The sequence below is a fragment of the Methylomonas sp. Uni0009 genome, assembly GCF_054188105.3.
Genome location: NZ_JBTAFN010000001.1, coordinates 4,780,718 through 4,803,874, shown reverse-complemented (window position 1 = coordinate 4,803,874; position 23,157 = coordinate 4,780,718). Strand labels below are relative to the sequence as shown.

21 protein-coding genes and 1 pseudogene are annotated in these 23,157 nt (G+C 51.5%); 11 read left to right on the top strand and 11 right to left on the bottom strand.

Annotated features, from left to right (window positions below; genetic code table 11):
- Together ACWAU0_RS22080 and ACWAU0_RS22075 are read right to left on the bottom strand one after the other, a co-directional pair.
- A partial coding sequence (locus tag ACWAU0_RS22080) for an IS110 family transposase (protein ID WP_523070839.1) occupies window positions 1–728 on the bottom strand: 728 nt, incomplete at its 3' end.
- 64 nt (window positions 729–792) lie between these two features.
- Window positions 793–1,976 (bottom strand): IS3 family transposase gene (locus ACWAU0_RS22075; protein WP_458137018.1). Its coding sequence is split into 2 segments (ribosomal slippage): window positions 793–1,712 and window positions 1,712–1,976, totalling 1,185 coding nucleotides; the frame shifts between segments, so codons are not numbered across the junction.
- Between the two features lie 667 nt (window positions 1,977–2,643).
- Here ACWAU0_RS22075 and ACWAU0_RS22070 point away from each other — a divergent pair.
- Window positions 2,644–5,073 (top strand): TonB-dependent siderophore receptor, encoded by a 2,430-nt coding sequence (locus ACWAU0_RS22070; protein WP_319961995.1) that lies wholly within the window; start codon window positions 2,644–2,646, stop codon window positions 5,071–5,073.
- A gap of 18 nt (window positions 5,074–5,091) precedes the next feature.
- Window positions 5,092–6,273 (top strand): PepSY-associated TM helix domain-containing protein, encoded by a 1,182-nt coding sequence (locus tag ACWAU0_RS22065; RefSeq protein ID WP_458137966.1) that lies wholly within the window; start codon window positions 5,092–5,094, stop codon window positions 6,271–6,273.
- Between the two features lie 443 nt (window positions 6,274–6,716).
- Here the strand turns inward: ACWAU0_RS22065 and ACWAU0_RS22060 are convergent, their stop codons facing one another.
- Complete coding sequence (locus ACWAU0_RS22060) at window positions 6,717–7,004, bottom strand: type II toxin-antitoxin system RelE/ParE family toxin (RefSeq protein WP_319961993.1); 288 nt, start codon at window positions 7,002–7,004, stop codon at window positions 6,717–6,719.
- Between the two features lie 15 nt (window positions 7,005–7,019).
- Window positions 7,020–7,292 carry a type II toxin-antitoxin system ParD family antitoxin gene (locus ACWAU0_RS22055; RefSeq protein WP_319961992.1) on the bottom strand — a complete coding sequence of 91 codons (273 nt, stop codon included), beginning with the start codon at window positions 7,290–7,292 and terminating at the stop codon, window positions 7,020–7,022.
- A 296-nt stretch (window positions 7,293–7,588) separates the two neighbouring features.
- Between ACWAU0_RS22055 and ACWAU0_RS22050 the strand changes: the two genes are divergently transcribed.
- Together ACWAU0_RS22050 and ACWAU0_RS22045 are read left to right on the top strand one after the other, a co-directional pair.
- The gene (locus ACWAU0_RS22050; protein ID WP_033155290.1) at window positions 7,589–7,831 is read left to right on the top strand and encodes a DUF2281 domain-containing protein; all 243 of its coding nucleotides are present in this window, start codon (window positions 7,589–7,591) and stop codon (window positions 7,829–7,831) included.
- A complete protein-coding gene (locus ACWAU0_RS22045; protein ID WP_033155289.1) occupies window positions 7,831–8,229 on the top strand; it encodes a type II toxin-antitoxin system VapC family toxin in 399 nt (132 codons plus the stop codon). The genes ACWAU0_RS22050 and ACWAU0_RS22045 overlap by 1 nt, the downstream gene beginning before the upstream one ends.
- Before the next feature lie 9 nt (window positions 8,230–8,238).
- Here the strand turns inward: ACWAU0_RS22045 and ACWAU0_RS22040 are convergent, their stop codons facing one another.
- Entirely contained in the window at window positions 8,239–9,660 is a 1,422-nt protein-coding gene (locus tag ACWAU0_RS22040; protein ID WP_225892873.1) for an Nramp family divalent metal transporter, read from the bottom strand.
- 119 nt (window positions 9,661–9,779) lie between these two features.
- Window positions 9,780–10,742, bottom strand: a complete 963-nt coding sequence (locus ACWAU0_RS22035) for a helix-turn-helix transcriptional regulator (RefSeq protein ID WP_458137965.1) — start codon at window positions 10,740–10,742, stop codon at window positions 9,780–9,782.
- A gap of 318 nt (window positions 10,743–11,060) precedes the next feature.
- On the opposite strand from ACWAU0_RS22035, the gene ACWAU0_RS22030 reads away from it, so the two are divergent.
- Together ACWAU0_RS22030 and ACWAU0_RS22025 are read left to right on the top strand one after the other, a co-directional pair.
- A complete protein-coding gene (locus tag ACWAU0_RS22030) occupies window positions 11,061–11,519 on the top strand; it encodes a hypothetical protein (RefSeq protein ID WP_101055302.1) in 459 nt (152 codons plus the stop codon).
- Between the two features lie 12 nt (window positions 11,520–11,531).
- Window positions 11,532–12,092, top strand: a complete 561-nt coding sequence (locus ACWAU0_RS22025) for a hypothetical protein (protein WP_458137964.1) — start codon at window positions 11,532–11,534, stop codon at window positions 12,090–12,092.
- Between the two features lie 98 nt (window positions 12,093–12,190).
- Here ACWAU0_RS22025 and ACWAU0_RS22020 read toward each other — a convergent pair whose 3' ends face one another.
- Entirely contained in the window at window positions 12,191–12,397 is a 207-nt protein-coding gene (locus ACWAU0_RS22020) for a DUF1289 domain-containing protein (protein ID WP_101055306.1), read from the bottom strand.
- A 420-nt stretch (window positions 12,398–12,817) separates the two neighbouring features.
- Between ACWAU0_RS22020 and ACWAU0_RS22015 the strand changes: the two genes are divergently transcribed.
- Complete coding sequence (locus ACWAU0_RS22015; RefSeq protein WP_240618125.1) at window positions 12,818–15,217, top strand: TonB-dependent receptor plug domain-containing protein; 2,400 nt, start codon at window positions 12,818–12,820, stop codon at window positions 15,215–15,217.
- A gap of 297 nt (window positions 15,218–15,514) precedes the next feature.
- Here the strand turns inward: ACWAU0_RS22015 and ACWAU0_RS22010 are convergent, their stop codons facing one another.
- From ACWAU0_RS22010 to mtnA, 4 genes and pseudogenes are all read right to left on the bottom strand, one after another.
- Window positions 15,515–16,648 (bottom strand): HNH endonuclease, encoded by a 1,134-nt coding sequence (locus tag ACWAU0_RS22010; RefSeq protein WP_458137963.1) that lies wholly within the window; start codon window positions 16,646–16,648, stop codon window positions 15,515–15,517.
- 115 nt (window positions 16,649–16,763) lie between these two features.
- Window positions 16,764–17,316: pseudogene (locus ACWAU0_RS22005) on the bottom strand (REP-associated tyrosine transposase).
- 90 nt (window positions 17,317–17,406) lie between these two features.
- Complete coding sequence (cysZ, locus tag ACWAU0_RS22000; protein WP_205450674.1) at window positions 17,407–18,150, bottom strand: sulfate transporter CysZ; 744 nt, start codon at window positions 18,148–18,150, stop codon at window positions 17,407–17,409.
- Window positions 18,144–19,181 (bottom strand): S-methyl-5-thioribose-1-phosphate isomerase, encoded by a 1,038-nt coding sequence (mtnA, locus tag ACWAU0_RS21995; protein WP_458137962.1) that lies wholly within the window; start codon window positions 19,179–19,181, stop codon window positions 18,144–18,146. Before mtnA ends, cysZ begins: the two co-directional genes overlap by 7 nt.
- Before the next feature lie 401 nt (window positions 19,182–19,582).
- On the opposite strand from mtnA, the gene ACWAU0_RS21990 reads away from it, so the two are divergent.
- The 4 genes from ACWAU0_RS21990 to ACWAU0_RS21975 all read left to right on the top strand — a co-directional run bounded on the left by ACWAU0_RS21990 (window position 19,583) and on the right by ACWAU0_RS21975 (window position 23,152).
- Complete coding sequence (locus tag ACWAU0_RS21990; RefSeq protein WP_101055318.1) at window positions 19,583–20,905, top strand: TRZ/ATZ family hydrolase; 1,323 nt, start codon at window positions 19,583–19,585, stop codon at window positions 20,903–20,905.
- A 142-nt stretch (window positions 20,906–21,047) separates the two neighbouring features.
- Window positions 21,048–21,755, top strand: a complete 708-nt coding sequence (gene ubiG, locus ACWAU0_RS21985; RefSeq protein WP_458137961.1) for a bifunctional 2-polyprenyl-6-hydroxyphenol methylase/3-demethylubiquinol 3-O-methyltransferase UbiG — start codon at window positions 21,048–21,050, stop codon at window positions 21,753–21,755.
- A 6-nt stretch (window positions 21,756–21,761) separates the two neighbouring features.
- Window positions 21,762–22,433 (top strand): HAD family hydrolase, encoded by a 672-nt coding sequence (locus ACWAU0_RS21980; protein WP_458137960.1) that lies wholly within the window; start codon window positions 21,762–21,764, stop codon window positions 22,431–22,433.
- Complete coding sequence (locus ACWAU0_RS21975; RefSeq protein ID WP_445368629.1) at window positions 22,424–23,152, top strand: SDR family NAD(P)-dependent oxidoreductase; 729 nt, start codon at window positions 22,424–22,426, stop codon at window positions 23,150–23,152. Before ACWAU0_RS21980 ends, ACWAU0_RS21975 begins: the two co-directional genes overlap by 10 nt.
- The last annotated feature ends 5 nt before the right edge of the window (window positions 23,153–23,157 follow it).

Sequence of the window (23,157 nt, the reverse complement as noted above, 5' to 3'; positions counted from 1 at the left end):
GCCCATTCGCGATGCGACAGGTTGGGCGGCAATAGCAGTAGTTCGCCCATCAAGGCAATGGCGCTGGTTTGGGCCATGCCTTTGATGCCGGTCAACAGGTCGAATATTCGTTGCAGTTCCGGATGCTGGTCGATCAACGCCAGCGCCTCGCCAGCCAACGTATCGATGCGTTTTTCCAGCTGACTAATCGCCAATTTGGCATCGCGTAGTAGGGCCTTCGGCGTTTCCTCGGTCGCACTCAGCGCATGTAGATGATTTTTCGCGGCGGCCTTCTGACCGGTTAGCGCGTCGATACGGCGAGCATAGCCGCGCAAAGTCAGCGCTTGATTCGAAGGACGAGTCCAGGCGACGAAATCCATGCGCTCGACATATTCGGCCAAGGTGTTGGCATCGACGGCGTCGGTTTTACTGTTTTTCATCAATACCTTAGCGAAGTGATGCGAAGCCTTGGGATTGACCACCATCACAGGTACACCGGCGTCGTGTAGCGCAATAGCGAGATCGAAATGGTAAATACCGGTGGCTTCCAGACAGACCTTGATGCCGGATAATTTGATCAGCTTATTGACCAACCGGGTACGGTCGCTACGAGTGTTAGCATATTTTTGCGAATCGAACGGCTTGCCGTTCTTGCGGATCACCAGCACCAATTCATCGGCGCCCACATCCACGCCGGCAAACAGGCGAGGGATAGATTCAGCGGTGGTGTTGAGCGGGTGGTTCGTCATAATCGTTTTTGAATACAGTTAAAGGGAAGTACACTATTCACCGGTTCCCGACCCTGTGTAGTGGTCAACTTTTTTCGGACAGCCAAATAGGTTGTTGATCTGCCATTTTCATTTCATAGCCATTGGGCGGCAGGTAGCCCAGTGACGAATGCAAGCGCCGACTGTTGTAGAAATTGACGATATAGTCGGTCACGTCGCGGCTGGCTTCGGTATGGTTGGCATATTGGCGACGCCAGACGCGCTCCATTTTCAGATTGAGAAAGAAGCGCTCCATCACCGCATTGTCCCAACAGTTGCCCTTGCGACTCATGCTGCCTTGAAAGCCATGGCGTGCCAGTAAATCCCGGTATTCGTGACTGGCGTACTGGCTGCCCCGGTCGGAATGCACGATCAGGCCCGGCGGCGGTCGGCGCTGGGCGATGGCAATCTGCAAGGCCGTGCAAACCAGCTCCGCCGGCATGTTGGGCGCCATGGCCCAGCCCACGATTTTGCGCGAATACAGATCCAACACCACCGCCAGATACAGCCAGCCGCTCAGGGTCCGAATATACGTGATGTCCGAGACCCAGGCACGATTAGCCTCAGTCTGTTCAAACTGGCGATCCAGCACGTTCTCGTACACCGGCAGATTGTGATTGCTGTCGGTGGTATGCACGAATTTGGGCTTCCAGATCGGCTTGAGCTGGAGTTCCTTCATCAGGCTGCGCACACGATAGCGGCCGATCTCAACGCCCTGTCCCGCCAATTCTTTACGCAGACGGCGACTGCCATAACATTGACCCGTGGCGTCAAACAGGCTCCGCAGCCGAACCCGCGTGCCGCAAAGCGCTTGCGGCTGCCGAACGCGCCGTCGGGCCGCATACAGTCCAGATCGACTGACGCCCAGCAATTGGCAGCTCTGTTGTACGGTGACGGCCTTCTCTGCTGTTAGCTGCTGAATCACTTGGTGTTTCATCGCAGTTCTCTGGCAAAGAAGGCCGAAGCCTTTTTGAGCAGTTCGTTATCCGAACGCAGTTGCCGATTTTCCTGTTCCAGCTGCCGAATCCGCTGCTGGTCCGGGGTTAACGGCTTGCCCATACCCGGCTGACCGGATTGCTCCGCCTGCACCTGCTTCAACCAGCGACGCACCGCCGTCTCACCCAGTTTGAGTTCCTGGCAAACCTGAGCCACCGTCAGTCCTTGCTCCTGGATCATCTTCACTACTTGCAGCTTGAACGCCGCATCAAAACTTCGTCTTTCTTGTTTCATTAGGTTCACCTTCTAGATTGATAGTTTATCAACCTATCTCGGTGTCCATTATTATTAGACCACTACACTGCGCATGCACCTACCTTCCTTCCTTGTGTATGCAGGCTCTAAGCCTCGGATACTCCACGGTATGGGTGAATAGGGCGGGGGCCAATCTACACGACAGGCTCTGATCAAGGATCAGTCCTCAGGATGGGACGGCCTCCCAATGAACAATCACAGCTTAATCGGTTTTTCTGCGCTGTCGGTTGTTAAAATTCATCATACAAGGGTGGGGACGACTGCATGGATGCAGGAGCTAGAGCAACGCATGGAGCAGTTGCCGAGAGCGTAGCGAAACCCATCATCAAGAGTTTATTCCCGCCTCAAATCATTTTCCAATTCCACCACGACACTCCTTATTACAGAGAACAAGCCGTATTTTTCTGGTTTCGATACGGCGAGTTGGGACTGGCTTAGTTAAAGATGGGTTTCGCTACGCTCTAACCATCCTACGATACTGCGGCAAACACCGGCCTGCATTAACGCCCACTCTCAATTTGCCGTCGCCGATTTCTCCCGATGAAAAAATTCCATGACCGCCCGATGTGGGTTTTCAAAAAGTTTCCGTCTTAACTAACACCAGCCCAATTGCTGCCGTGTAATCAGACCGAAACCAGGAGAATCCATGTCCAACGCAAAGCATTGCAAACCCGTCTCAGCCGGCAAAATCCGGCGCCATGCTGCCAAAGCCGCCTTGCTCGCGGCGCTGATCTCGCAAACCGCCCTCGGCGAAGCCGCCGGCAAACACCATTTTGACATCCCCGCCCAATCGCTGAACCAGGCCTTGCTGATGTTCGGCAGGCAAAGCCAGCAGCAACTGATGTACGGCACCGACATTGCCGACCATCTGCGCAGCCGCGCCCTACAAGGCGACTACACCGCCGACGAGGCGATCAGGATATTATTGGGTGACGCGCCGCTACAGGCCGTGACGACCGGCGAAGGGGCTATCACCTTGCAGCCGCGAGCGGCGGAACTGCACAACAATCTAGGGCCGCAGACCATGCCGGCGGTGCAGGTGGTAGGGAAGGCGGTTTATGATTCAACGGATCCATATAACCCGGATTACCGTTTGCCCAATGCTTCTACAGCAACTAAGACTGATACGCCGATTATGGAGACACCGTTCTCGGTACAGGTGGTGCCGAAACAGGTACTGGAAGATCAGCAGGTAGTGCGTTTGGATCAAGCAGTACGCAACGTCGCCGGTGTTAATACCAGTTCGTTAAATCAAGGGACCACCGACGGATTCATTATTCGCGGATTTCAAAACAATATTACGTACCGAGACGGCATGTTGTTGCCAACCATTTTGGGTGGCGGAACAACCAAGCGCGAGATGGCCAATCTTGAACGAGTAGAGGTGCTGAAAGGTCCGGGATCGATATTGTTTGGCCGTTCCGAACCGGGTGGAATTATCAATATGGTTACTAAGCAACCGCTGTCGACGCCATATTATTCGCTTCAACAACAGTTCGGTTCTTACGACTTTTACCGAACCACAATTGATGCCTCCGCGCCGCTAACCAATGACGATACCTTGCTGTACCGGTTGAACCTGTCGTACGAGAACGCGGGATCGTTCCGTGATTTTGTCGACAATGAGCGCGTGTTCATTGCGCCGGTCTTAAAATGGAATATCAGTCAGCGCACGCAAGCGACGTTTGAATTGGAATACCAACACTTTGACGAAACCAATGATCCAGGAATTACAAACATTGGCACTCGTCCAGCCAATGTACCAATTAATACCGCTTTGCACGAGCCGCTTCTGAGTAAAAACAAAGGGGACAGGGTATTAGTTGGGTTTAATTGGTCGCATGAGTTTAATGACAACTGGAAAATTAGCCATCGGTTTAACTATGAAAATTATGATTTCAGCACCATGTCTTTATTTTTTGGTGCCGCCAGTAATAACGGGGATGTTGACAGGTTTTTGAATCTTGGGCCGGAAAATGACTCCGGTCGATATTTTAATAGCTTAAATTTGTCCGGCAAAATTGATACAGCTGGCGTGCACCATCAGCTTCTGCTTGGGTTTGATCATTTTATAATTGATGATAAATTTGTTGGCAACTGCTGCCAATCCGCACCAAGTTATAATATTTTTAGTCCGTCATATTTAGCCAATGTGCCGGTGCTGGATTCCGCAAATTCATTTAAAGGCAGCTATACCCAAGACTGGTACGGTTTATATATTCAAGATCAAATTGAGTTGCCTTACCATCTGCATGCATTGGCCGGAGTTCGATACGACAGCGCTCAGGGATCAGATAACATACTTGGCAAGGTGACTTCCGATGAAGATTATCTGAGCCCAAGAGGGGGATTACTCTGGCATCCTATGAAGTGGTTATCAGTATACGGAAGTTACACTGAAAACTTCGGCCCCTCCAGCACCTTATTTAGATCTGACGGTTTAAGGCTACCCCCGCAAACAGCACAACAGTGGGAAACCGGCATCAAAACCGAGTTTTTTGACGGACGATTAAGCAGTACGATTTCCTATTTTGATCTGACAAAACAGAATATTCGCGTAGCCGGCATTCAGGCACCGCTATTTCTCCCACGTGCCGCCGGCGAAGCGGAAAGCCGTGGTGTCGAGTTCGAGCTGTCCGGCGAGATAATGCCCGGCTGGAATATGATTGCCGCATACGCCTACACGCCTTTCGCAAAAATCACCAAAGACAATGACAGTAACGGCGGCCCGGCTAATACCGGAAAGCGGTTGTTTCTCGCCCCCGAACATTCAGGTAGTTTTTGGAATACCTACGAATTTCAAACAGGTTCTTTACACGGTTTAAAGTTTGGAGCCGGGGTATCTGGTGTGGATCAGCGTCAGGGCGATGCGGATAATTCTTTTCAATTGCCTGGATATATGACAGTGGGTTTGCTAGCTAGCTATCAAATGAAGATTGGAAAAACCAAACTCACCACGCAAATCAATGCCGATAACTTATTGGATAAAGGCTATTACGGGGGCACTAACAGCGGCAACTTTATCGCAATCGGTGCACCGAGAAGTTTTATGGGGTCGATTCGTCTTGAGTATTAATTTCAGCATTTTATATTTATGTTGATACCGGCAAGAAAACACCGCCGAAAATTCTGGCTGTTCCTGCATCGTTACTTGGGTTTGTTTGCCGGGGCCATATTCGTGATTATCGGTTTGACCGGCAGTATTTTGGCTTTTGGACATGAACTGGACGAGTGGCTGAACGCGGATGTCAGGGCCATTAGCCGGCAAGCGTCCACTGGCCGGGCGCCACTGGACGCCATCGTCGCGGCGGGCATCAAAGCCCTGCCGACCGGCGCGAAAGCCATCAATCTGGATTATCCGCGGCACGAAGGTTTAGCTTTTGCGCTGTGGTTTGAGCAAACTTCGCCGGGCCGGGATTATCCGGAACGCCACCAAATCTTCATCGATCCCTACCGCGCGCAAGTTACCGGCCAACGTCTGCTAATCGATTTTCACAGGATTTGGCGCGATCCGCTGCTGGATTTCGTATTGCGGCTGCATTACTCGCTGGGTTTCGGCGAAAATGGAATGACACTGATTGGCTGGGTGGGCATTGCGATGTTGTTGTCGGTACTGGCGGGGTTGATCGTCTGGTGGCCGCTAACCGGCAAGTTTCGCTCGGCATTGACCTTAAAACCTAAAACCAGCCGTGAGCGCTTGGTTTACGACTGGCACAAGATATGTGGTGTCTACGGCAGCATCGTTTTGCTCGTGATCGTCGCGACTGGCATTTATCTGGAATTTCCCATTTATGGCCGAGGCTTGGTTGGTTTATTCTCACAGGTTGCCTCGCCGTGGCCGGAATATGCCAGCCGACCGCCGCAGAATCTCGACACTCCCAAAACCATCAGCTTGTCCGAACTGGAACAGATCGTTGACGCAAATTGCCCCGAGGGCGACTTTCGTTACATCGTGTTCCCAAACGATGCAACCGGCAGTTACGAAGTTGGTAAACGAGCGCCCGGTGAACCGAATCGGCTTCAAGCGCAACGGCGGATTTGGATCGATCAATATAGTGGTGAGGTTCTGGCGTTACGGGACCGATCCTCACAATCCAGTGGTGATGTTTTTGTCGAATGGCTTTATCCATTACATACAGGTGAGGCATTTGGCCTAACCGGGCAGTTAATCATTCTACTAATAGGCTTCGTGCCCTTGTTGCTGTATGTCACCGGTGTAATACGTTGGCTGCAGAAATGCCGCGTCAAGCGCGTGGAGGGAGGCGGATGCCGCTAGGGCGCCCACGTACCTAGAGGTGATTTACCGCGTACTTTGAGCTGGCGCATATACAGTCCCCCAATCTTGTTTACAACAATCCATTGCGGCCAAGTCCGCGACGGTTAGACTGTGTAGGGCATTATTTTTGCGGGGAGATATGGACTTTAAGCTTAGTAGCCTGGCGTGAATGGTGTTTTGCTATTCACGAAAGCTTCGTTAGCTTGGGCGTCAACCAAAATGCTTTGCCCTCAAGGCTGTTAGCTTGATGCGAAAGGCTATCGTGGCTCGGGTCCAAGCTTAATTGCCTTGAACGCAAGGCTTTTAGCTCGATTCGCAAGGCTATGTAGGTTCACGCGCAAGCTTTTATACCTGGCGAGGATAGCGAAAAACTTCGTGCGCCAGTCTAAATGCCTTGCGCACGAGGCCAAAAGCCGAAGCGGAATACCAATGTGCATCGGCGACTAGATCACGTTGGGTAAATCCCTGGCGCCATGAATGACGCGAACTATCTGCACGCCATCGGTTAGGGTTCTGTAAAGGATAAGGTATTTGCCCGATATAAAATACCGTAGCTCCGGTGCAATATCCGGACGGTAACGACCCATCTGGGGATTGTCTGCCAGCATGATGAAACGCTGTTCCAGATCATCCAATACTCTATCAGCCGCAGGAGGATTGTCTTGGGCAATGTAGAGCCATATCTCAATTAAATCTTCTTCGGATTGAGCAGTACGCTGGACGCTACCCATGGATAGTTTGCCGTATTATTTAGTGGATGATGCAAGGCGTTTTCTGGCCTCCATCTTAATGGCATCCATATCGGTAAATTTTCCAGAGCCGCTATCAATACCTGTCTGCCAAAGACTTTTCAGTTCTTGAAGTTCACTTTGTTGCAACAACCGTTTAGTTTTCCAGTCACGCAATGCTTCACGAATGAGTTCGCTGGAGCTGGCGTATTCACCGCTTTCAACACATTGCCGCACAATAGTCGCCATTTCGGGTGTTAAAGCGATAGATATTTTTTCGACGTTGGCCATATTTATTACCTCCAGCGATGATGGTAGTAATGTTTCACACTATCTGCAAATGATTCTTGAGCAACTACCGATTTTGGGTTCTGGTCTGCAACCTAAGCTCTGTTGGCTAGATCCATACGCTGATTCCTCGCAAGTTTGGAGGGTGCGAACACTACCAAGCCCTCAATATATCGCGTTTTAGCAAATTCCCTTTGTGCTTCTTACGAATTTACGCTATAGGTTTAGGCTTGTAGCTGCCAGTACTGGCGGATAGGATATTCTTAGACGTGATACCGACTTAGCTCAGGAAATGACCAATGAACCTAGCCGAAACTATTTATAAACACAGTTTAAATCTCCCGGAATCGGCTGCTCGCGAAGCCTTGGATTTTATCGAGTTTCTGGAGCAACGTTATTCAATGGATCAGCCGCAAACAGAGCAGAAGAACGATACAGCGGCCTTTCTGGCTGCATTGGCTGGTGGTTTAAGCGAAGATTTTCCGGATGATATTAGTGATGCCGATTTAGGAACTGACACACTCAGAGAGACTTGGGACTGATGGCTTATTTATTGGATACCAATGCTGCCATTGCACTGTTGAAGGAAAATCCAAACTTGCTTAATCATGTTCGTCACGTAGGTAGGACATCATTAAAACTGTGTGCGCCTGTCGAAGCGGAGTTGTGGTTCGGTGTGGCAAAAAGCGTTCGGCAAGAACAAAATCGCTCCCGCCTGCTTACGTTATTAGAATGGGTACCAAGCTTACCCTTTGCAGGCCCGGCAACACAGCGTTTTGGTGAGATTCGGGCCTTTTTGGCTAGTCAAGGGACACCCATAGGCCCGTATGATTTGCAGATTGCCGCTATCGCTGTTGCCAATGACTTAACGGTTATAACGAATAATACCCGGGAATTTCAGCGGGTGCCGGGTCTCAAATTAGAGGATTGGCTGTCGTGACGAACCGGCTCAAAGTTTAAGGCTGGCCTTTAAATACAACAATGCCAACAGCAAATACACCACAAAGCTCAAACCCAACAGCCACGGCTTACCTTTAGGTCTGGCCCATGCCGGCAAATGTGGCGGCAGCATTTTGTGGTTGATCAGATACAACGCCACCGGGAACATGATGGTGCCGCCGAAGCCGATGATCGCGCTGGTTAAAATCAGCGGGCCAGGGGCGTCGAGTTGCATGGTCAGCGAGGTGATGACCGTCAATAAGCCCAGAAAGATGTAATACCAGCGCCGGGCCGGCAGACGGCGGCTTTTCGGAAACAAGGTCAAAATAATATCGGTCTGGATACGGCTGACCGCGTCGGCGGTGGCCAGCCAGGTGTCGGTTAAAAACGCGGCCGCCACCACCAAAAACAGTAAGCGGCCTATCTCGCCCCAACTCACCGCAAAAAACTGGCTTTGCACCACCGCCAGTTCGTATTCCTGCGGCAGCAAACCTTTGGGAAACAACAGCGCATAAGCCAGCAGACAGGTCATCAGCGTGGTGAGCAGATTGCCGATAATGCCGACCAATATGTCCGCGCTTAAAAACCGTCGCCAGGTCGACCAGTTTTTTGCGCTTTCCGCTTCGTCGGCGGGCAGGAAGCCGTCGCTCAATACAGCTTCTTCTGCACCTCCCAAGCCGGTGATACGACCCACCAGGCCGGCCATGCCCGCACCTTTGTCGCGCAACCAGTAGGAATAAAACAAAATCCAAAAGCCGCCCAGCCCGGCAAAGGTAATTGCGGTTAATAACTTGCTGGCATCGGCGCTGTCCCAGGGGCGCGGCATCTCGCCGACCGGGCCGAGCAGGCCCAAACTAAACGTCGGCAGGGCCTTAAGCACATCGCTTTGCAGGCAGGCTGACATTAAACCGACCACGGTCACTACCGCGACCAGTTTCATAAAGCGCTCTATCAGGGTGTAAACCACGCCGCTGGCCAGAATCGCGGTAATGAACACCGCAATGGAAGCATAGCCCCAGAACAAGCTTTGCCCGCGCTGGGTCCAGCCTGTCGGCCAGTGCGTCAATTCCGCCATCGCCGTGCCGCCGGCCGAAGCAAACGCACCGAACCACAAGAACGACACGGTCATCAGCAGCCACAGAAAGATCCCAAAGCCGCGATGCAAACGAATAAATCCGTGGAAAATGCTTTCGCCGGTCAGCATCGTGTAACGGCCAATTTCCAGGTTCAACGGATATTGCAGCAAACAGGCCGGGACCAGCAGCCATAAAAAAGTCAGGCCGTATTTGGCAATCATGTAAGGCCACCAGATCAACTCGCCGCTGCCTTGCGCTAGCGCCATCCACACCACGCCGGGCCCAAGCGCCGCCCACCAACCGGGGAAGGCTGGGACACTTTGGCGGGGGAGGGATTGCAAGTCGGTATTGTTCATGGTTTGCAAAAATGAAAGCTTTGTTGGAAAAGCCGCCATTTCCGCAAATTTGCTTGGATTTGGCAAATCCTGTTAACAACAGGATGTGTTACTGGTGGAAATGGGAAAACCAGGGGTTTTCAGCGTTTCTTGGAAATTTGTTTGGGTGAGACGCCAAAATGTTTACTAAAAGCCAAGCTGAAGTTGCTGGTGTGCCTGTAACCCACCATCTCTGCCACCAAGCTGACGGGTTGCCGAGTCGACGCCAATGCGCGATAAGCATGCTGCATTCTGATCTCGGTCACTACGCCATAAGGAGAGTTATTAAAATAATGTTGGAACAGATTTTTTAACTTGAACGGGGAGATGCCTAGCGTTTTTGCCAGCTGTTCCAGCGACGGTGGGTCTTGGTAATGCAGTTCGAGGATCTCGCGAGCCTGGTCCGCCATGCGCCGGCTGGCTTCATCGAATCTGGAATAGCCATATTTTTCAGGCCGGCAGAGTTCGCTTAGTTCGTTAGCCAGTATCGTCATGACATGGCCGTTTAAGGTTAGCGGTGCTAAAGGGGCGCTGAGGTCACATCCCAGTAATTGCCGGGCAGAAATCGTGCTTTGAGTATGGCTTGGCCGGCTGCTTAACAGTTGCAAGGCATTGTTCCGGAAGAAAAATGCCGATTCATTTTCGCCGAAATAACGGTCCATCCAGCGCTTGCCGATTGAAAAACGCAATTGCTTTATAGGCTGATTTGCTTGGTACCGGCGTTCGCCGTGACTGCTGTCGAAACTGGTAATCGTGGTATGGCCTGCGCTGAATGTCAGCTCCTGCTTGTCGCTGTCGATGAAGCGGGTGTGACCGGTTATCCCAAGCGTTACTACCAGGCGTGGTTCGCCGAAATCGATTTTGCTGGTGATCGCCAGATCGTGCAGGGGGTGATAGGTCGTTTCTATGTAACTCAGGGACGGATCGAGCTGAAAAATTAGCGATCTGCCCTCGCCAAGCTGAGAAGGTAAGGATTGACGCCAGCAATGTTGTTGCTGACCGGGTTGCATAGATAATTCGTCACTGTGCAGCCTTTTGTATCCTGCCTTTTTTCTGTCGGTCATGTCGTGAAATGTCCTTGGCCTGGAAAATTTGCCCACCTCTTGGGCATACGACTTACTTTTACAATAATTTGTGACATAACACTAATTTTTAGCATAAATCGGTTTGAATCGGTCTGTTTTACCGAACGAATTGGATGCGTGTTTTTTCTTATCTTGTTGTTTTATATGTTTTACTAAATCGGTGGCATAGGGATTGATAGGTAGTTTTGGGTTGCTTCCCTACTTAAACCTCAGATTGCGCGGAATCGCAATCAGCAGGAATGATTAGGGGTAATTCGCCAATTACAAAATAACTATCAAGATTTTCGAGAGGACACGATGAAAAACTATAAATACCTGCTGTTAGCCGCAACGCTGGGGCTATCTACACAAGTTCAAGCCGCACCAGGTTGTAGCGCCGCTAATTTGAACGGCAGCTATGTGCTGTATCAAAACAGCGTAGCGCTGGCTAATCTGCATACCGGACGTTGTGAAATTACGGTTCTTAACGGCGTCGTCGGCGGTTCATGCGCATTCACTACCACGCAAAGCGGGGTGATCACTCCGGGTTTCGCCGGCCCGGTCAGCGGTACCGCGACGATGAACACCGATTGCTCGGCTGTGGCGCAATTAGATTTTTCGCCGGCGCCGAATGTCACCGTGCAATCATTCTTTGATTTGCAATTTACCCCGGACAAACAATCGTTTATCGGGCAATGGACCAATAATTTCGGCTTATTGGGCACCTCCTCCGGCACCCGTTTCTCGCCGTTCCTGCCCTCCACACCCGCGCAATAAGGCCTGCTGATTATGACAACTAAATCTATAAAGCTGGCCTTGGCGGTTGCGGCCGCATTATTGGCGCCCGGCGCTAACGCGGCGGTTTACAATTTTGTGCAAACCGGTTTTGACGACGGGGCGACCATTTCCGGTAGTTTTACCGTGAATGACGCCAATCACTCCGGGCAAATTAACGTGGGAAGCGCCAATTTCGGGATGAATTTCAATGAAATCTCGGCGTTTTCTTTGTCGTTCTCGGGTAACTCTATCGTCGCTGCGTTTACTCATAACCTGGCTGATTTGTCGGCGATGGTCTACAACCTCAACAGCCCGTATCTCGGCGACGAGATTAACGGCGCGCAACAAGAACTGATCGCCACCAATTACTTTGGCACCACTGGCTTTGATTATTACAGCGGCATGGGCTTTGGCGGTTTCGGCGGCGCGGTATTCGATAAAGCCAGTAATGCAACATCTTACAGCTACGAATTGGTGTCGGTAACGCCAGCCGCCGTGCCGGTTCCTGGCGCAGTTTGGTTGTTTGGATCGATGCTGGCCGGGTTTATCGGTATGAAGCAGCGCAAAGCCTGATAGCCGGTTGCAAGGCTTGGTTAGCAAAAACGCCCGTTAAGGGCGTTTTTTTTACTGATCGTTTCTTGTTGACGTGGGGCGCAATCAATTCGCAACGGTCAGGCGGTTTTTTGCAGCTTTTTCAAAATGCTTTTACTGATCCGTTCCACAAAGTCTTCGGGATTTTCGTAGTCATGCTCCCGGATAAACTCCACGACCGATGACACCAATTTTTTGGTGTCGGTGATTTCCTGGTGCGATCTGCCGCAACCGCCGCAGTGGGTGCCTTCGGATGTGCATTGGTCGATACAAGGTTGGTATTTCATAGAGTGTTCTCAAAGGTTAATGGCCAAATGGTGATTATTGTAAGTGGCGGCAGTGAGTTACCGCAAAACTTAACGCTAACATCGGGTCTGTCGATTCTGATGTTTGGCAAATTGCTGCTTACGTCATTTTGATCACTGTGGTCATGGCAGCATAAGTTATTGAAATTCATCAAATATTAAGTTAAATAACATAGTTCAATAACTTGAATTAAATAATTCTAATATTACAATATAGTTTGCTTTAATTTGTTATAGCTAATTGACCGCTTCAGGCTTCCGGCTGTAGTCAATCATAAAAACTGTTTCTACATTTCACAGAATTCCAGCTTTTTTGATGGTTTCAAGGGCGGAAAGGTCTTGATGATCTTGGTAGGGAGCAATAGCAAATTGACGTTATTTTTGACTTTCGAAAGGCGAATTATGAAAAAAATCTGCACAGACAATCAACAAACGGTCCGGCACGTCCCCTCGTCAGTAACAACAGGTCTCGGCTTATTGGGTTTGTTGGCGACTGGCATGCTGCCTCTCGGCTTTAGCTCGGCGGTTAGCGCCGATGACACAATCGAAAACTCCCTGGTTGATGAAGTGGTACTGGAAAAAGTCATCGTCACCGACAAGTTTCCCGGGGTAAAGGCCTTAAACGCTTCAGACATGGAAGCGGATATTCTCACCAGCAAGCGCGCGGCGGTTAGTGACACCGCTAAACTCCTGGAAGATACGCCGGGGGTGAGTTTATACGGTGCCGGCGGCGTCTCCAGTTTGCCGGTGATACACGGTTTGAACGACGACCGGGTGAAAATCGACATCAACGGTATGACGCTGACCTCGGCTTGCGCCAATCATATGAATCCGCCGTTGTCATATATCGACCGCAGCAATATCGGCAAGATCACCATTTTGACCGGGGTGACGCCGGTGAGCTTGGGCGGCGACAGTATCGGCGGCACGATTTCCGTGCAAACGCCCGATCCGGTATTTGCCGAGCCGGGCAAGGATATTTTGCTGGACGGCAGCGTATCCTCGTTTTACCGCAGCAACGGCGACGCCTTTGGCGGCAGCATCGCTGCCGGCGTGGCGACGCAAAACGTGCGGCTGGACTATACCGGTTCTCACACCGAAAGCATGAATTACAACGACGGCAACGGCCAGATCGTCAAATCCACCGCTTACGAGAATCAAAACCACTCGGCGGCTTTATCCTTCAAAACCGATAAACATTTGGTCGTGATTCGCGGCGGTCAGCAGCATATACCGTTCCAGGGTTTTCCCAATCAGCGGATGGACTTGACCAACAACGACAGCATCTTCGGCAATATCATGCACAAAGGCAGTTTCGATTGGGGTTCGCTGGAGAGCAAATTCTATTTCGAAAGCACCCAGCACAGCATGGATATTGGCGAGGACAAACACAGCCAGTTTCTGGATGGCACGGCCAGTGGCGGTACATTTGCGCCGCCCAACGATCAAATGCCGATGGAAACCCGTGGCCGCAACCTGGGGTATAAAATCCAAGCGGAAATTCCCTTCAACAAACGCGACACTTTCCGCATCGGCAACGAATATCACAGCAACAAAATCAACGATTACTGGCCGGCGGTCCACACCAATACCAGTATTGCCGCCAATAATACCGACGCCCGCAGTGCGTATTGGATGATGGCGCCGGAAGCGTATTTGAATATCAACAACGGCGAACGCGACCGGGTGGGCTTTTTTGGCGAGTGGGAAGCCAATTGGGATGCCAAATGGCGCAGTTTGTTGGGTCTACGTTACGATCACACCACCACTAATACCGGTGAGGTTCAACCCTATAACCCCGATTTGATCAACACCGGCCCGACTCGTGCCGTGGATAGAGCCGGCGCGATTACCGCGTTAAATGCTGCCAATGCTTTCAACGCCCGCGACCGCGAGCGTAGCAACGACACCTTTGATGTGACCGCTCTGGTGCAATTCACCCCCAACGACATGAGCCAATACGAATTGGGTTACGCCCGGAAAAACCGCGCGCCTAATTTATACGAACGCTATGTCTGGGGCGCGCGCAATATGGACATGGCGATGATAGGCTGGCATGGCGACGGCAACGGTTACGTCGGCAATATGGATTTAACCGAGGAAACCGCGCACACCGTCAGCTTGACCGCCGCATTCCACGAACCGAAAAACAATCTGTGGGAAGTGAATGTCACGCCGTATTTCACCTATGTGAACAACTTCATCGACGTGGACCGCTGCATTAGTGCCTCCAATGCGGCGGCCAGCGGCTGCAAAGCCACACCGCAAACCGCCACCAACAGCTTCGTCTATCTGCAATATGCCAATCACGACGCCCGGCTGTGGGGGATGGATGTATCCGGCCGCACGCGGATTTATAAAGACCAAACCGTCGGTGAATTTGCGGCCCATACCACCATGAGTTACGTGCGTGGCGAGCGCATGGACGGCGGCAATCTGTATCACATGATGCCGTTCAACATGAAGCTGAGCTTGGATCACCGTTTGAGCAGTTGGCAAAGCGCCATAGAAATGCAGTTCGTCGACGGCAAGGACGATGTGCAGGCCATCCGCAACGAAACCGAGACGGCGGCGTATATTTTGTTAAACGCCAGAACCGGCTACGAATGGGGCAAAGTGCGTTTCGATGTCGGGCTGGATAACGTGCTGGATAAACAGTATTACCATCCGTTGGCAGGCGCCTATCTGGGCGACCGCTACGGCATGAATCCAACCGCAGCCGCTAATGTCACCGTGCCCTGGGGCAGAAACATCGCCGGCATGGGCCGCTCGGCGTTTGTGGGCTTGACGATCAAGTTCTGATACCGGGTGTGAGAATCAGTGAAAATTGATTGAACGAAGCTATTTGATTGTTGTGTCACGACCCAGGCGGGTTTTGACACAATGATTGGAAAATCGCGGGCTTTTAGCCTTAATCGGTATTCATCTTTGCGGCATGCATGGTGCTTTTGTGAGTTTGGGGTGGGGCAAGTCTCGGCCAATTTTCGACCTTCGCTGTTGACTTCTGAATGCCCGGTTTGTGTCATAAATTGCTTGTTTAACACCTGGCTAAGGGGCGCGGAGCGCGCCCCTTTGAGCCAATTGTTAGCGCATTTGTACTCACATCGATAGCCTAAATCGCTCAATAGTCTGCCCGATTACTTTCTCAGGTTCACCGCCGACCGACTTTGCCAAAAGCATTGCCTTGATATCTTCATCATTCAAAACCAGTATCATTTTTTTGTTAGCCATCCATTGTTCTCTTATGGTTAGGTCGGCACTTTTATTTGCGCCTGCTCTTGTAACAATAATGGCGAACATGCCGGCACCATGAGTTTTAAGGTAATTTGCAATCTGTAATACTTGATTCTTAGAGATTGCCCCTTTGTAGTTCTTTGCATCTACAACAATATAATCAGCCGAATATTTAATTCTTAGAAAATTCCAAAATCCTTGATCAGAGTAGTTTGGAAGTATCCAGTCGCGACGATTAATTTTATCTTGGTCTGCAGATTCTGAAATGGGAGCTTCAAGTGGCGGACAAAATAAATGCTCTAAAATTTGACCAACAAGCTTTTGATAGTCTGACCAGTAATCTTTACCTGGCTGACATGTCTTTAACTTTTCTATAAATTCTTCCTCCGTAGTCTTTTTGGGAGACGGAGTCATTGAGGACAGGAGCATTTGAAATATGGGATGCCTAGTACTCCTGATTTCGTTTTGGAAACGTATTGCCAATTCATGTGCATCCCAATGAACAATTCGATGGGAGCTAAGTGCGGCCTTTTGTTCTTCAGACAAAAGGCCAGGAAAGGCAAGAACGTAGTAGTCGAAGGATGTTACCTCCTTATAGGCTTTGATTTGATTTATGGCCTGATGAAGTCTAGCTGGGGTAAATGCTGATGCATTTTTGCACTCAATCAGCCAACTTTTTCCATCTTGAGATTTTGCTGTAATATCCGCCCGAAATGGTTTTTCACGCGATAGCCTCTCCTCCATGCGAATATCATGAAACGCATTAGAGTTGTCCAGTATTCTCGAAAGGTAATGATTAAACTCAATTTCAGTAAATTGACGGTTTGCGATAGTTCGATTGCAGTTTGGACATAACAAAGTGAGATTACTTTCATCATCCGTGCCACCAGAAGACAAAGGGACAATGTAGTGGATCTCGAGAGGAACGCCAGTAGCTCCGCATGCTCGGCATTCACCATCAAACTTTTTACTTAGTCTATCTTTGCGATTATTTGGCATATGAATTTAATTTAGCGCTAACTAGGGGCTGTTGCCGTTTTACATAGGTAACCAAATGAAAGCGCAGGCCAGGACCGTAGGGCGGATAAGCAAAGCGTCATCCGCCGTTAATGCGTCAATTATCCGGTTCGCCCACCTCGAACGGTGCCAAATCTAACCCTGCCCAATTTAATGGATAAACATCCATCTTGACCAAGCGGTGAAAACTTGAATACGGCCAATCTTTAACCGCTGTCGCCCAACCATGCTTGACCGGATTATGATGAATTATAATCCATATGTGCCGAATAGCCGGCGTCATCGATAATGGTATGCTCCCAAAAACGGCGTTGCCATATGCCACGCTCGTGGCGCTTTATTCTGGTTGCTGAACGATATTCGGTTTTAGGGATTGCTTTCGAAAAGGCTTTTTATCGCCCGCCATCGGTTGGAATATAGATCGTCACCGGCCGGTAATGTCCAAATCGCATGCATATGATCAGGCAAAACCACCCAGGCATCGATATACCCATAGGGCACAAGTAAAATGGCTGCTTTTCCCGTACCACTCGTACCGCTTCCCGTAACGCTACAATATGGTCGATCAACAGCATCGATTTCCGTTCGAGCAGGTTGACGGTGAAAAAATAGGTGCCACCAGGAATGCGATTGCGCCGATAGTTTGGCATGAAAAGAGTTTAACCGATTTGGCGGATGACGCTACGCTTATCCGCCCTACATACTATCCCGGTTTAGGCCGGGGTAGTTGGTGGCCGAGATTAGGCCGATTGCGGCTCGGAAGATTGCGCTTCGGCTAAACGGTACACATAAATCGTCGCGCCTATCACCGCCGCCTGGCCCATCAACAAATTGACGATAGGCAAGGTCAGCCCCAGGCCGGTCAGGCCGCCGAAGCTTAATACGCCCCAACGGGTCTGCTGCATGAATTGTTTCTGTTCCGGAAACGGCAGGCCGCGTTCTTCCAGCGGGTAGGCTAAAAATTCCATCGCGATGCCCCAGGCGGCAAATACCGCCCAGATAAAGGGTGCGATCAGATTGACGACCGGAATCAAAAACAGCAGCAGCAAGGGCAAGACGCGCAGCAACAGATAGCCGACCCGCCGCAGTTCGCCGAAAAACACCTTATCCCAAGGCAGTTCGGCTTTGACCACGCTGCCGCCGCTGATCAGTTGCAGCGTCTTAGCGGCTAGCTGGCTGTAATACGGCGCGGCGATCAGATTGGCAAACAGCGTGAAGGTAAAGAAGCCGATTACCAAAAAGCTGATAAAAAACAGCGGCCATAAAATCCAATTCAGCCAGGACAACCAGTCCGGGATAAAGGAATGAATCAAAGCCGATACCGAATGGTAGCCCAGCACGAAAGCGCCGGTGTACAACACCATATTGATGAACAAGGGTATCAACAGGTATTTGCGCAGTTCGGGGTGGGTGAGCATTTTCACGCCCTGCCACAAGCAGTTCAGCGCAAAGACAGGGTTATTGCCGCGCGGTATATTTAACATGGTGCCAAACTCCTTACCCCGTGCAGACCGGGGTCGATAACCACGCCGCGTTCGGTGACGATGGCGCTAATCAGGGCGGCTGGGGTGACGTCGAATACCGGGTTCCAGGCGTTCACCAACGAGCCTTTTTCTAAGTAACAATCTGGAAGCAATTCTTTGGGATTGCGTTGTTCGATTTCAATGCTGTCGCCGTTTTCCATGCTGAAATCGAAAGTGGAAGAGGGCGCGGCCACCATCATTTTTACCCCGTGCTGTTTGGCCAATACCGCCAGCGAATAGGTGCCAATCTTGTTGGCGACGTCGCCGTTGGCGGCGATGCGGTCGGCGCCGACGATGATCCAGTCGATTTTGCCGGATTTCATCAGCCAGGCCGCCGCCGAATCGGCGATCAGCGTAGCCGGGATGCCGTCTTGCGCCAATTCCCACACCGTCAAGCGCGCGCCTTGCAGCCAAGGCCGAGTTTCGTCGGCGTAGACGTTTTGCAATTGACCGCGCTGGTGCAAACTGCGAATCACGCCCAGTGCGGTGCCGTAACCGCCGGTGGCCAACGCGCCGGCGTTGCAATGCGTTAGCACAGCCTTAGCATTGCCGATGACATCCGCGCCGCGCTCGCCCATCGCGTGGTTGGCAGCGATGTCCTCGGCGTGGATTTGCTCGGCCAATTGAGTCAATGCGGCGACGGGTTCCGGCGGATTTTCCGCTAGCAGGCCGCGCATTTTATCCAGCGCCCAGAACAGGTTTACCGCCGTCGGCCGCGAGGTGGCCAGCTGTCGAATGTCTTGTTCTACAGCAGATTGCCAATCGCCGTTCGGATAATGTTGTATCGCCGATAACACCACGCCGTAAGCCGCGGCGATGCCGATGGCCGGCGCGCCGCGCACCCGCATCGAGGCAATGGCCTCGGTGACGCCGGCGGCGTCGCTGTATTCGTCGTAGGTGATGGTTTCCGGCAGCAAGCGCTGGTCCAGCACTTTCAGGCTGTGTCCGCTCCATTGCAAGGCTTGTACGGAAAGTTTTTGCGTTGTAGTCATGATGATTTCGTCTAAATCTATATTTGAGGAGGTTATGAAATGCCCGGCAACTGCTACTTTTCCCTATGCGCTTGAGGTAAAAGCGCGGCCAATTTGCGTTGAAAAGGCAAATCAGATGCGGCGGTAGTCCGTTGTACGAGTGCTATTTTAAGGTGTTTTTGCACTTACTGCCGGGGGATATTGACTTCCCGTTGGCTGCGATCCGTGTAAATACAACGGCGGGGCGCTGGGTTTTCGCGCAGGCGAGACGGTAAAGCGCCCCCGTCCCATTCCGGCATCATGACGTTCAGCAAAATTAAATTGGAGTGTGGGTCGGAGTGGGTGGCGGCCTGCGCTGTTCTCCGCAGGCGAGCAAGCCGGCTAACGAGGTATAATCGCCGCTTTGCATATCGGGAGAACCCATGCTGGTCGACCTTCTCATTCAAGCCCGTTGGATAATACCGGTAGAGCCGGCGTCCGAAATCCATGAGCACGCCAGTCTTGTGATAGATGACGGCAGAATTGTCGATTTGTTACCGACCGAGCAGGCCATGTCAAAGTACCAAGCCCGACAGCTCGAAGTGTTGGATCAGCATGCACTGATTCCGGGTTTGATTAACTGCCATACCCACGCCGCGATGTCCTTGCTGCGCGGGATTGCCGACGATCTGCATTTAATGGATTGGCTGCAAAACCATATCTGGCCGGCCGAGCAAAAATGGGTCAGCGAAGCATTTGTCAGGGATGGCACCGATCTGGCGATTGCCGAGATGCTGCGCTGCGGCACGACTTGTTTTAATGACATGTATTTCTTTCCGGAAATCGTCGCGCAACAAGCCATGCAACACGGCATACGCGCCAATATCGGTTTGATCGTGTTCGATTTTCCGACCGTCTGGGCGGAAAACGCGGATGCCTATCTGACCAAGGGTTTGGCGCTGCACGAGCAACTCCGGCATGAAACTTTGATCAGCACCTCGTTTGCGCCGCACGCGCCATACACCGTGTCGGACGGACCTTTGCGTAATGTCATCACCTACGCCGACGAGATGAACTTGACGGTGCATATGCACTTGCACGAAACCGCGCACGAAGTCGACGAGCAAAAAAGTAAAAACGGCCAAACGCCGCTACAGCGTTTACATGAATTGGGCTTGCTGACGCCATCGTTTATAGCGGTGCATATGACGCAATTGTCCAGCGAGGACATCCAACTTTACGCGGAAACCGGCGGCCACATCGTGCATTGTCCGGAATCCAATTTGAAACTGGCCAGCGGCTTTTGTCCGGTGGCGGCGTGTCTGGCTGCGGGTATCAATGTGGCCTTGGGCACCGACGGTGCCGCCAGCAATAACGATCTGGATGTGCTGTCGGAAATGCGTACTGCAGCCTTGCTGGGTAAGGGGGTAGCAGGCGATGCCAGCGCGGTGTCGGCGACGACAGCGTTGGAAATGGCGACTATTAACGGCGCCAAGGCCTTGGGTTTGGACGCTGAAATCGGTTCACTGGTTATCGGCAAAGCGGCCGACGTGGTGGCGATAGATCTGAGTGAACTGGAAACTCAACCCTTGTTCAATCCGCTGGCGCAAATCGTCTATGCCGCCGGCCGGCATCAGGTGACTGATGTTTGGATTAACGGCAAGCAGTTACTGCGCAAGCGCGAATTGACCTCGTTTGATGTTCCGGCTCTGCGACAAAAAGTCACACTTTGGCAAGAACGCTTGCAAGAACATCCAGCGAATTAATCGTTTTTTTATAAGTCGCCAAGAAGCCTTGTGAAAGGCCATTTAAGCCGTGGTACTGAATTCAACATCAGGGCCGGAAGTTGGCGCATGACGAATAACCTAGTAATACAGTAAACTATAGCCCCATGAACAGGTTGGCATTATGACAGCGACAGAAAACGTACATCCTCACGAAATTCATAAGTTCGGCTCGCAAGCCGAGCGTTGGTGGGATCCGAACGGCGAATTTAAAACCTTGCATGACGTCAATCCTTTGCGCTTGCAGTTCATTCAGCAGTACGCTGATTTGTCAGGCAAGCGGGTGGTGGATGTCGGTTGCGGCGGTGGGATTCTTACCGAAGGTTTGGCGAAAGCCGGCGCGGATGCCTTGGGTGTGGATTTAAGCGAAGACTTGCTGGATATTGCCGATTTGCATGGCCTGGAAACCGGCGTCAACGCCAGTTACCGGAAAATCAGCGCCGAACAACTGGCCGAGGAACAGCCGGCCGGCTTCGATCATGTCACCTGCATGGAAATGCTGGAGCACGTGCCCGACCCCGCATCCGTCATTGCCGCGTGTGCAACGCTGGTTAAACCTGGCGGCATGGTGTTTTTCTCGACATTGAATCGGGTGCCGAAAGCTTGGTTGCTGGCTATCGTCGCCGCCGAGCATGTGCTGAAAATGGTACCCAAAGGCACGCACGACTATAAAACCTTTATCAAACCTTCCGAGCTTGGGCAAATGGCTAGAAACGCCGGACTGGAACTGCAAGGGATGGTCGGTATCGAATACAGCCCCTTCAGCAAGCGCTTTAGTTTGGGTAAAGATATAGACGTCAACTATATAGCGGCGTTTCAGCGCCCCGAGTAACCCGGCATGACTGGATTTAAACTGGATTGCGTGCTGTTTGATCTGGACGGGACCTTGGTCGATACCGCACCCGATCTGATCGCCTGTTTGAACAAGACGCTGCTGGCCCACGGTTTTCCGGAAGCGCCGACAGAGTCGGTGCGTCCGTTCATTTCCCACGGTGCCATGCCGATGATCAGGCATTGCGTAAATGTGAACGACAGTCTGGCGCAGCAGATGCTGGCCTTTATGCTGGATACCTACGAACAGAATATCGCTGAACATAGCCGTTTTTTTCACGGCATTGCCGACAGTTTGGAAGCTATAGAACAACTGGGTTTGAAGTGGGGCGTAGTCACCAATAAAAAGTCCCGTTTTACCGTGCCCTTGATGGAGGCGATGCAACTCAGCGACCGAGCCGCCTGCATTATCAGTGGCGATACCACTGCCAATAGCAAGCCGCATCCGGAACCGATGTTGGCCGCTTGCCGCCAAGCCGAGGTGTTGCCGGAAAATTGCGTGTATATCGGCGACGCGATACATGATATTACCGCCGGCAAACGCGCGAATATGAAAACCCTGGCGGCACTATACGGTTATTTGAAAAGCGACGATCAGCCCGACACCTGGGGTGCCGACGCTTTGATCGAACAACCGCCACAATTGATGGAATGGATACACGCTAATTTATGTCATTAAGCAATAAGGTTTTACTCATTACCGGTGCCGGCGGCGGTCTGGGTGGCACAGCGGCGCTGGCTTTAGCCGGGCAGGGCGCGCAAATCATTCTGCTGGATAAAAGCATTCCCAAGCTAGAAAAAATCTACGATGCGATTGTCGCTGCCGGCGGTCCTGAACCGGTGATGTATCCCTTCGATTTGGCAGGTGCCAGTGAAGCGCAATACGAAGAAATGGCCGAAGCGATAGCGCAACGCTACGGCGCTTTGCATGGCGTATTGCATGCGGCCGTGGAATTTAGCGCCTATAGCCCCATCGCCAATTACAAAACCAAAGATTGGGGACATGCCTTAAACGTCAACCTCAGTGCGCCTTTCCTGTTGTGCCGGGTGTTGTTGCCTTTGCTGCAACGCAGCGAGCATGCTTCCATCGTGTTTATTTCCGATTCCTCGGCGCGTAAAGTCCAGGCTTATTCCGGTGCTTACGGCGTAGCGAAAATTGCGCTGGAAGGCTTAGCCGGCATTCTGGCTGCAGAACTGGAAGCAGCAGGAAAAATCCGTGTTAATACTTTGGTACCGGGACCGGTGGATTCACCTTTGCGGAAGAAAGCTTTCCCGGCCGAAGATAAAACCAGGCTGCCAAGTATGAACAGCCTGGACCCGCTGTATGTTTACTTATTCAGCGACGCCAGTATCGGCAAGACCGGTCAAATTATTGACGCCCAAACTTTCAAACCTTAAGAAAC

Coding starts and splice junctions, on each gene's coding strand:
- ACWAU0_RS22070 (WP_319961995.1), top strand. CDS start 2,644: ATGTCCAACGCAAAGCATTGCAAACCCGTCTCAGCCGGCAAAATCCGG.
- ACWAU0_RS22065 (WP_458137966.1), top strand. CDS start 5,092: ATGTTGATACCGGCAAGAAAACACCGCCGAAAATTCTGGCTGTTCCTG.
- ACWAU0_RS22060 (WP_319961993.1), bottom strand. CDS start 7,004: ATGGGTAGCGTCCAGCGTACTGCTCAATCCGAAGAAGATTTAATTGAG.
- ACWAU0_RS22055 (WP_319961992.1), bottom strand. CDS start 7,292: ATGGCCAACGTCGAAAAAATATCTATCGCTTTAACACCCGAAATGGCG.
- ACWAU0_RS22050 (WP_033155290.1), top strand. CDS start 7,589: ATGAACCTAGCCGAAACTATTTATAAACACAGTTTAAATCTCCCGGAA.
- ACWAU0_RS22045 (WP_033155289.1), top strand. CDS start 7,831: ATGGCTTATTTATTGGATACCAATGCTGCCATTGCACTGTTGAAGGAA.
- ACWAU0_RS22040 (WP_225892873.1), bottom strand. CDS start 9,660: ATGAACAATACCGACTTGCAATCCCTCCCCCGCCAAAGTGTCCCAGCC.
- ACWAU0_RS22035 (WP_458137965.1), bottom strand. CDS start 10,742: ATGACCGACAGAAAAAAGGCAGGATACAAAAGGCTGCACAGTGACGAA.
- ACWAU0_RS22030 (WP_101055302.1), top strand. CDS start 11,061: ATGAAAAACTATAAATACCTGCTGTTAGCCGCAACGCTGGGGCTATCT.
- ACWAU0_RS22025 (WP_458137964.1), top strand. CDS start 11,532: ATGACAACTAAATCTATAAAGCTGGCCTTGGCGGTTGCGGCCGCATTA.
- ACWAU0_RS22020 (WP_101055306.1), bottom strand. CDS start 12,397: ATGAAATACCAACCTTGTATCGACCAATGCACATCCGAAGGCACCCAC.
- ACWAU0_RS22015 (WP_240618125.1), top strand. CDS start 12,818: ATGAAAAAAATCTGCACAGACAATCAACAAACGGTCCGGCACGTCCCC.
- ACWAU0_RS22010 (WP_458137963.1), bottom strand. CDS start 16,648: ATGCCAAATAATCGCAAAGATAGACTAAGTAAAAAGTTTGATGGTGAA.
- cysZ (WP_205450674.1), bottom strand. CDS start 18,150: ATGTTAAATATACCGCGCGGCAATAACCCTGTCTTTGCGCTGAACTGC.
- mtnA (WP_458137962.1), bottom strand. CDS start 19,181: ATGACTACAACGCAAAAACTTTCCGTACAAGCCTTGCAATGGAGCGGA.
- ACWAU0_RS21990 (WP_101055318.1), top strand. CDS start 19,583: ATGCTGGTCGACCTTCTCATTCAAGCCCGTTGGATAATACCGGTAGAG.
- ubiG (WP_458137961.1), top strand. CDS start 21,048: ATGACAGCGACAGAAAACGTACATCCTCACGAAATTCATAAGTTCGGC.
- ACWAU0_RS21980 (WP_458137960.1), top strand. CDS start 21,762: ATGACTGGATTTAAACTGGATTGCGTGCTGTTTGATCTGGACGGGACC.
- ACWAU0_RS21975 (WP_445368629.1), top strand. CDS start 22,424: ATGTCATTAAGCAATAAGGTTTTACTCATTACCGGTGCCGGCGGCGGT.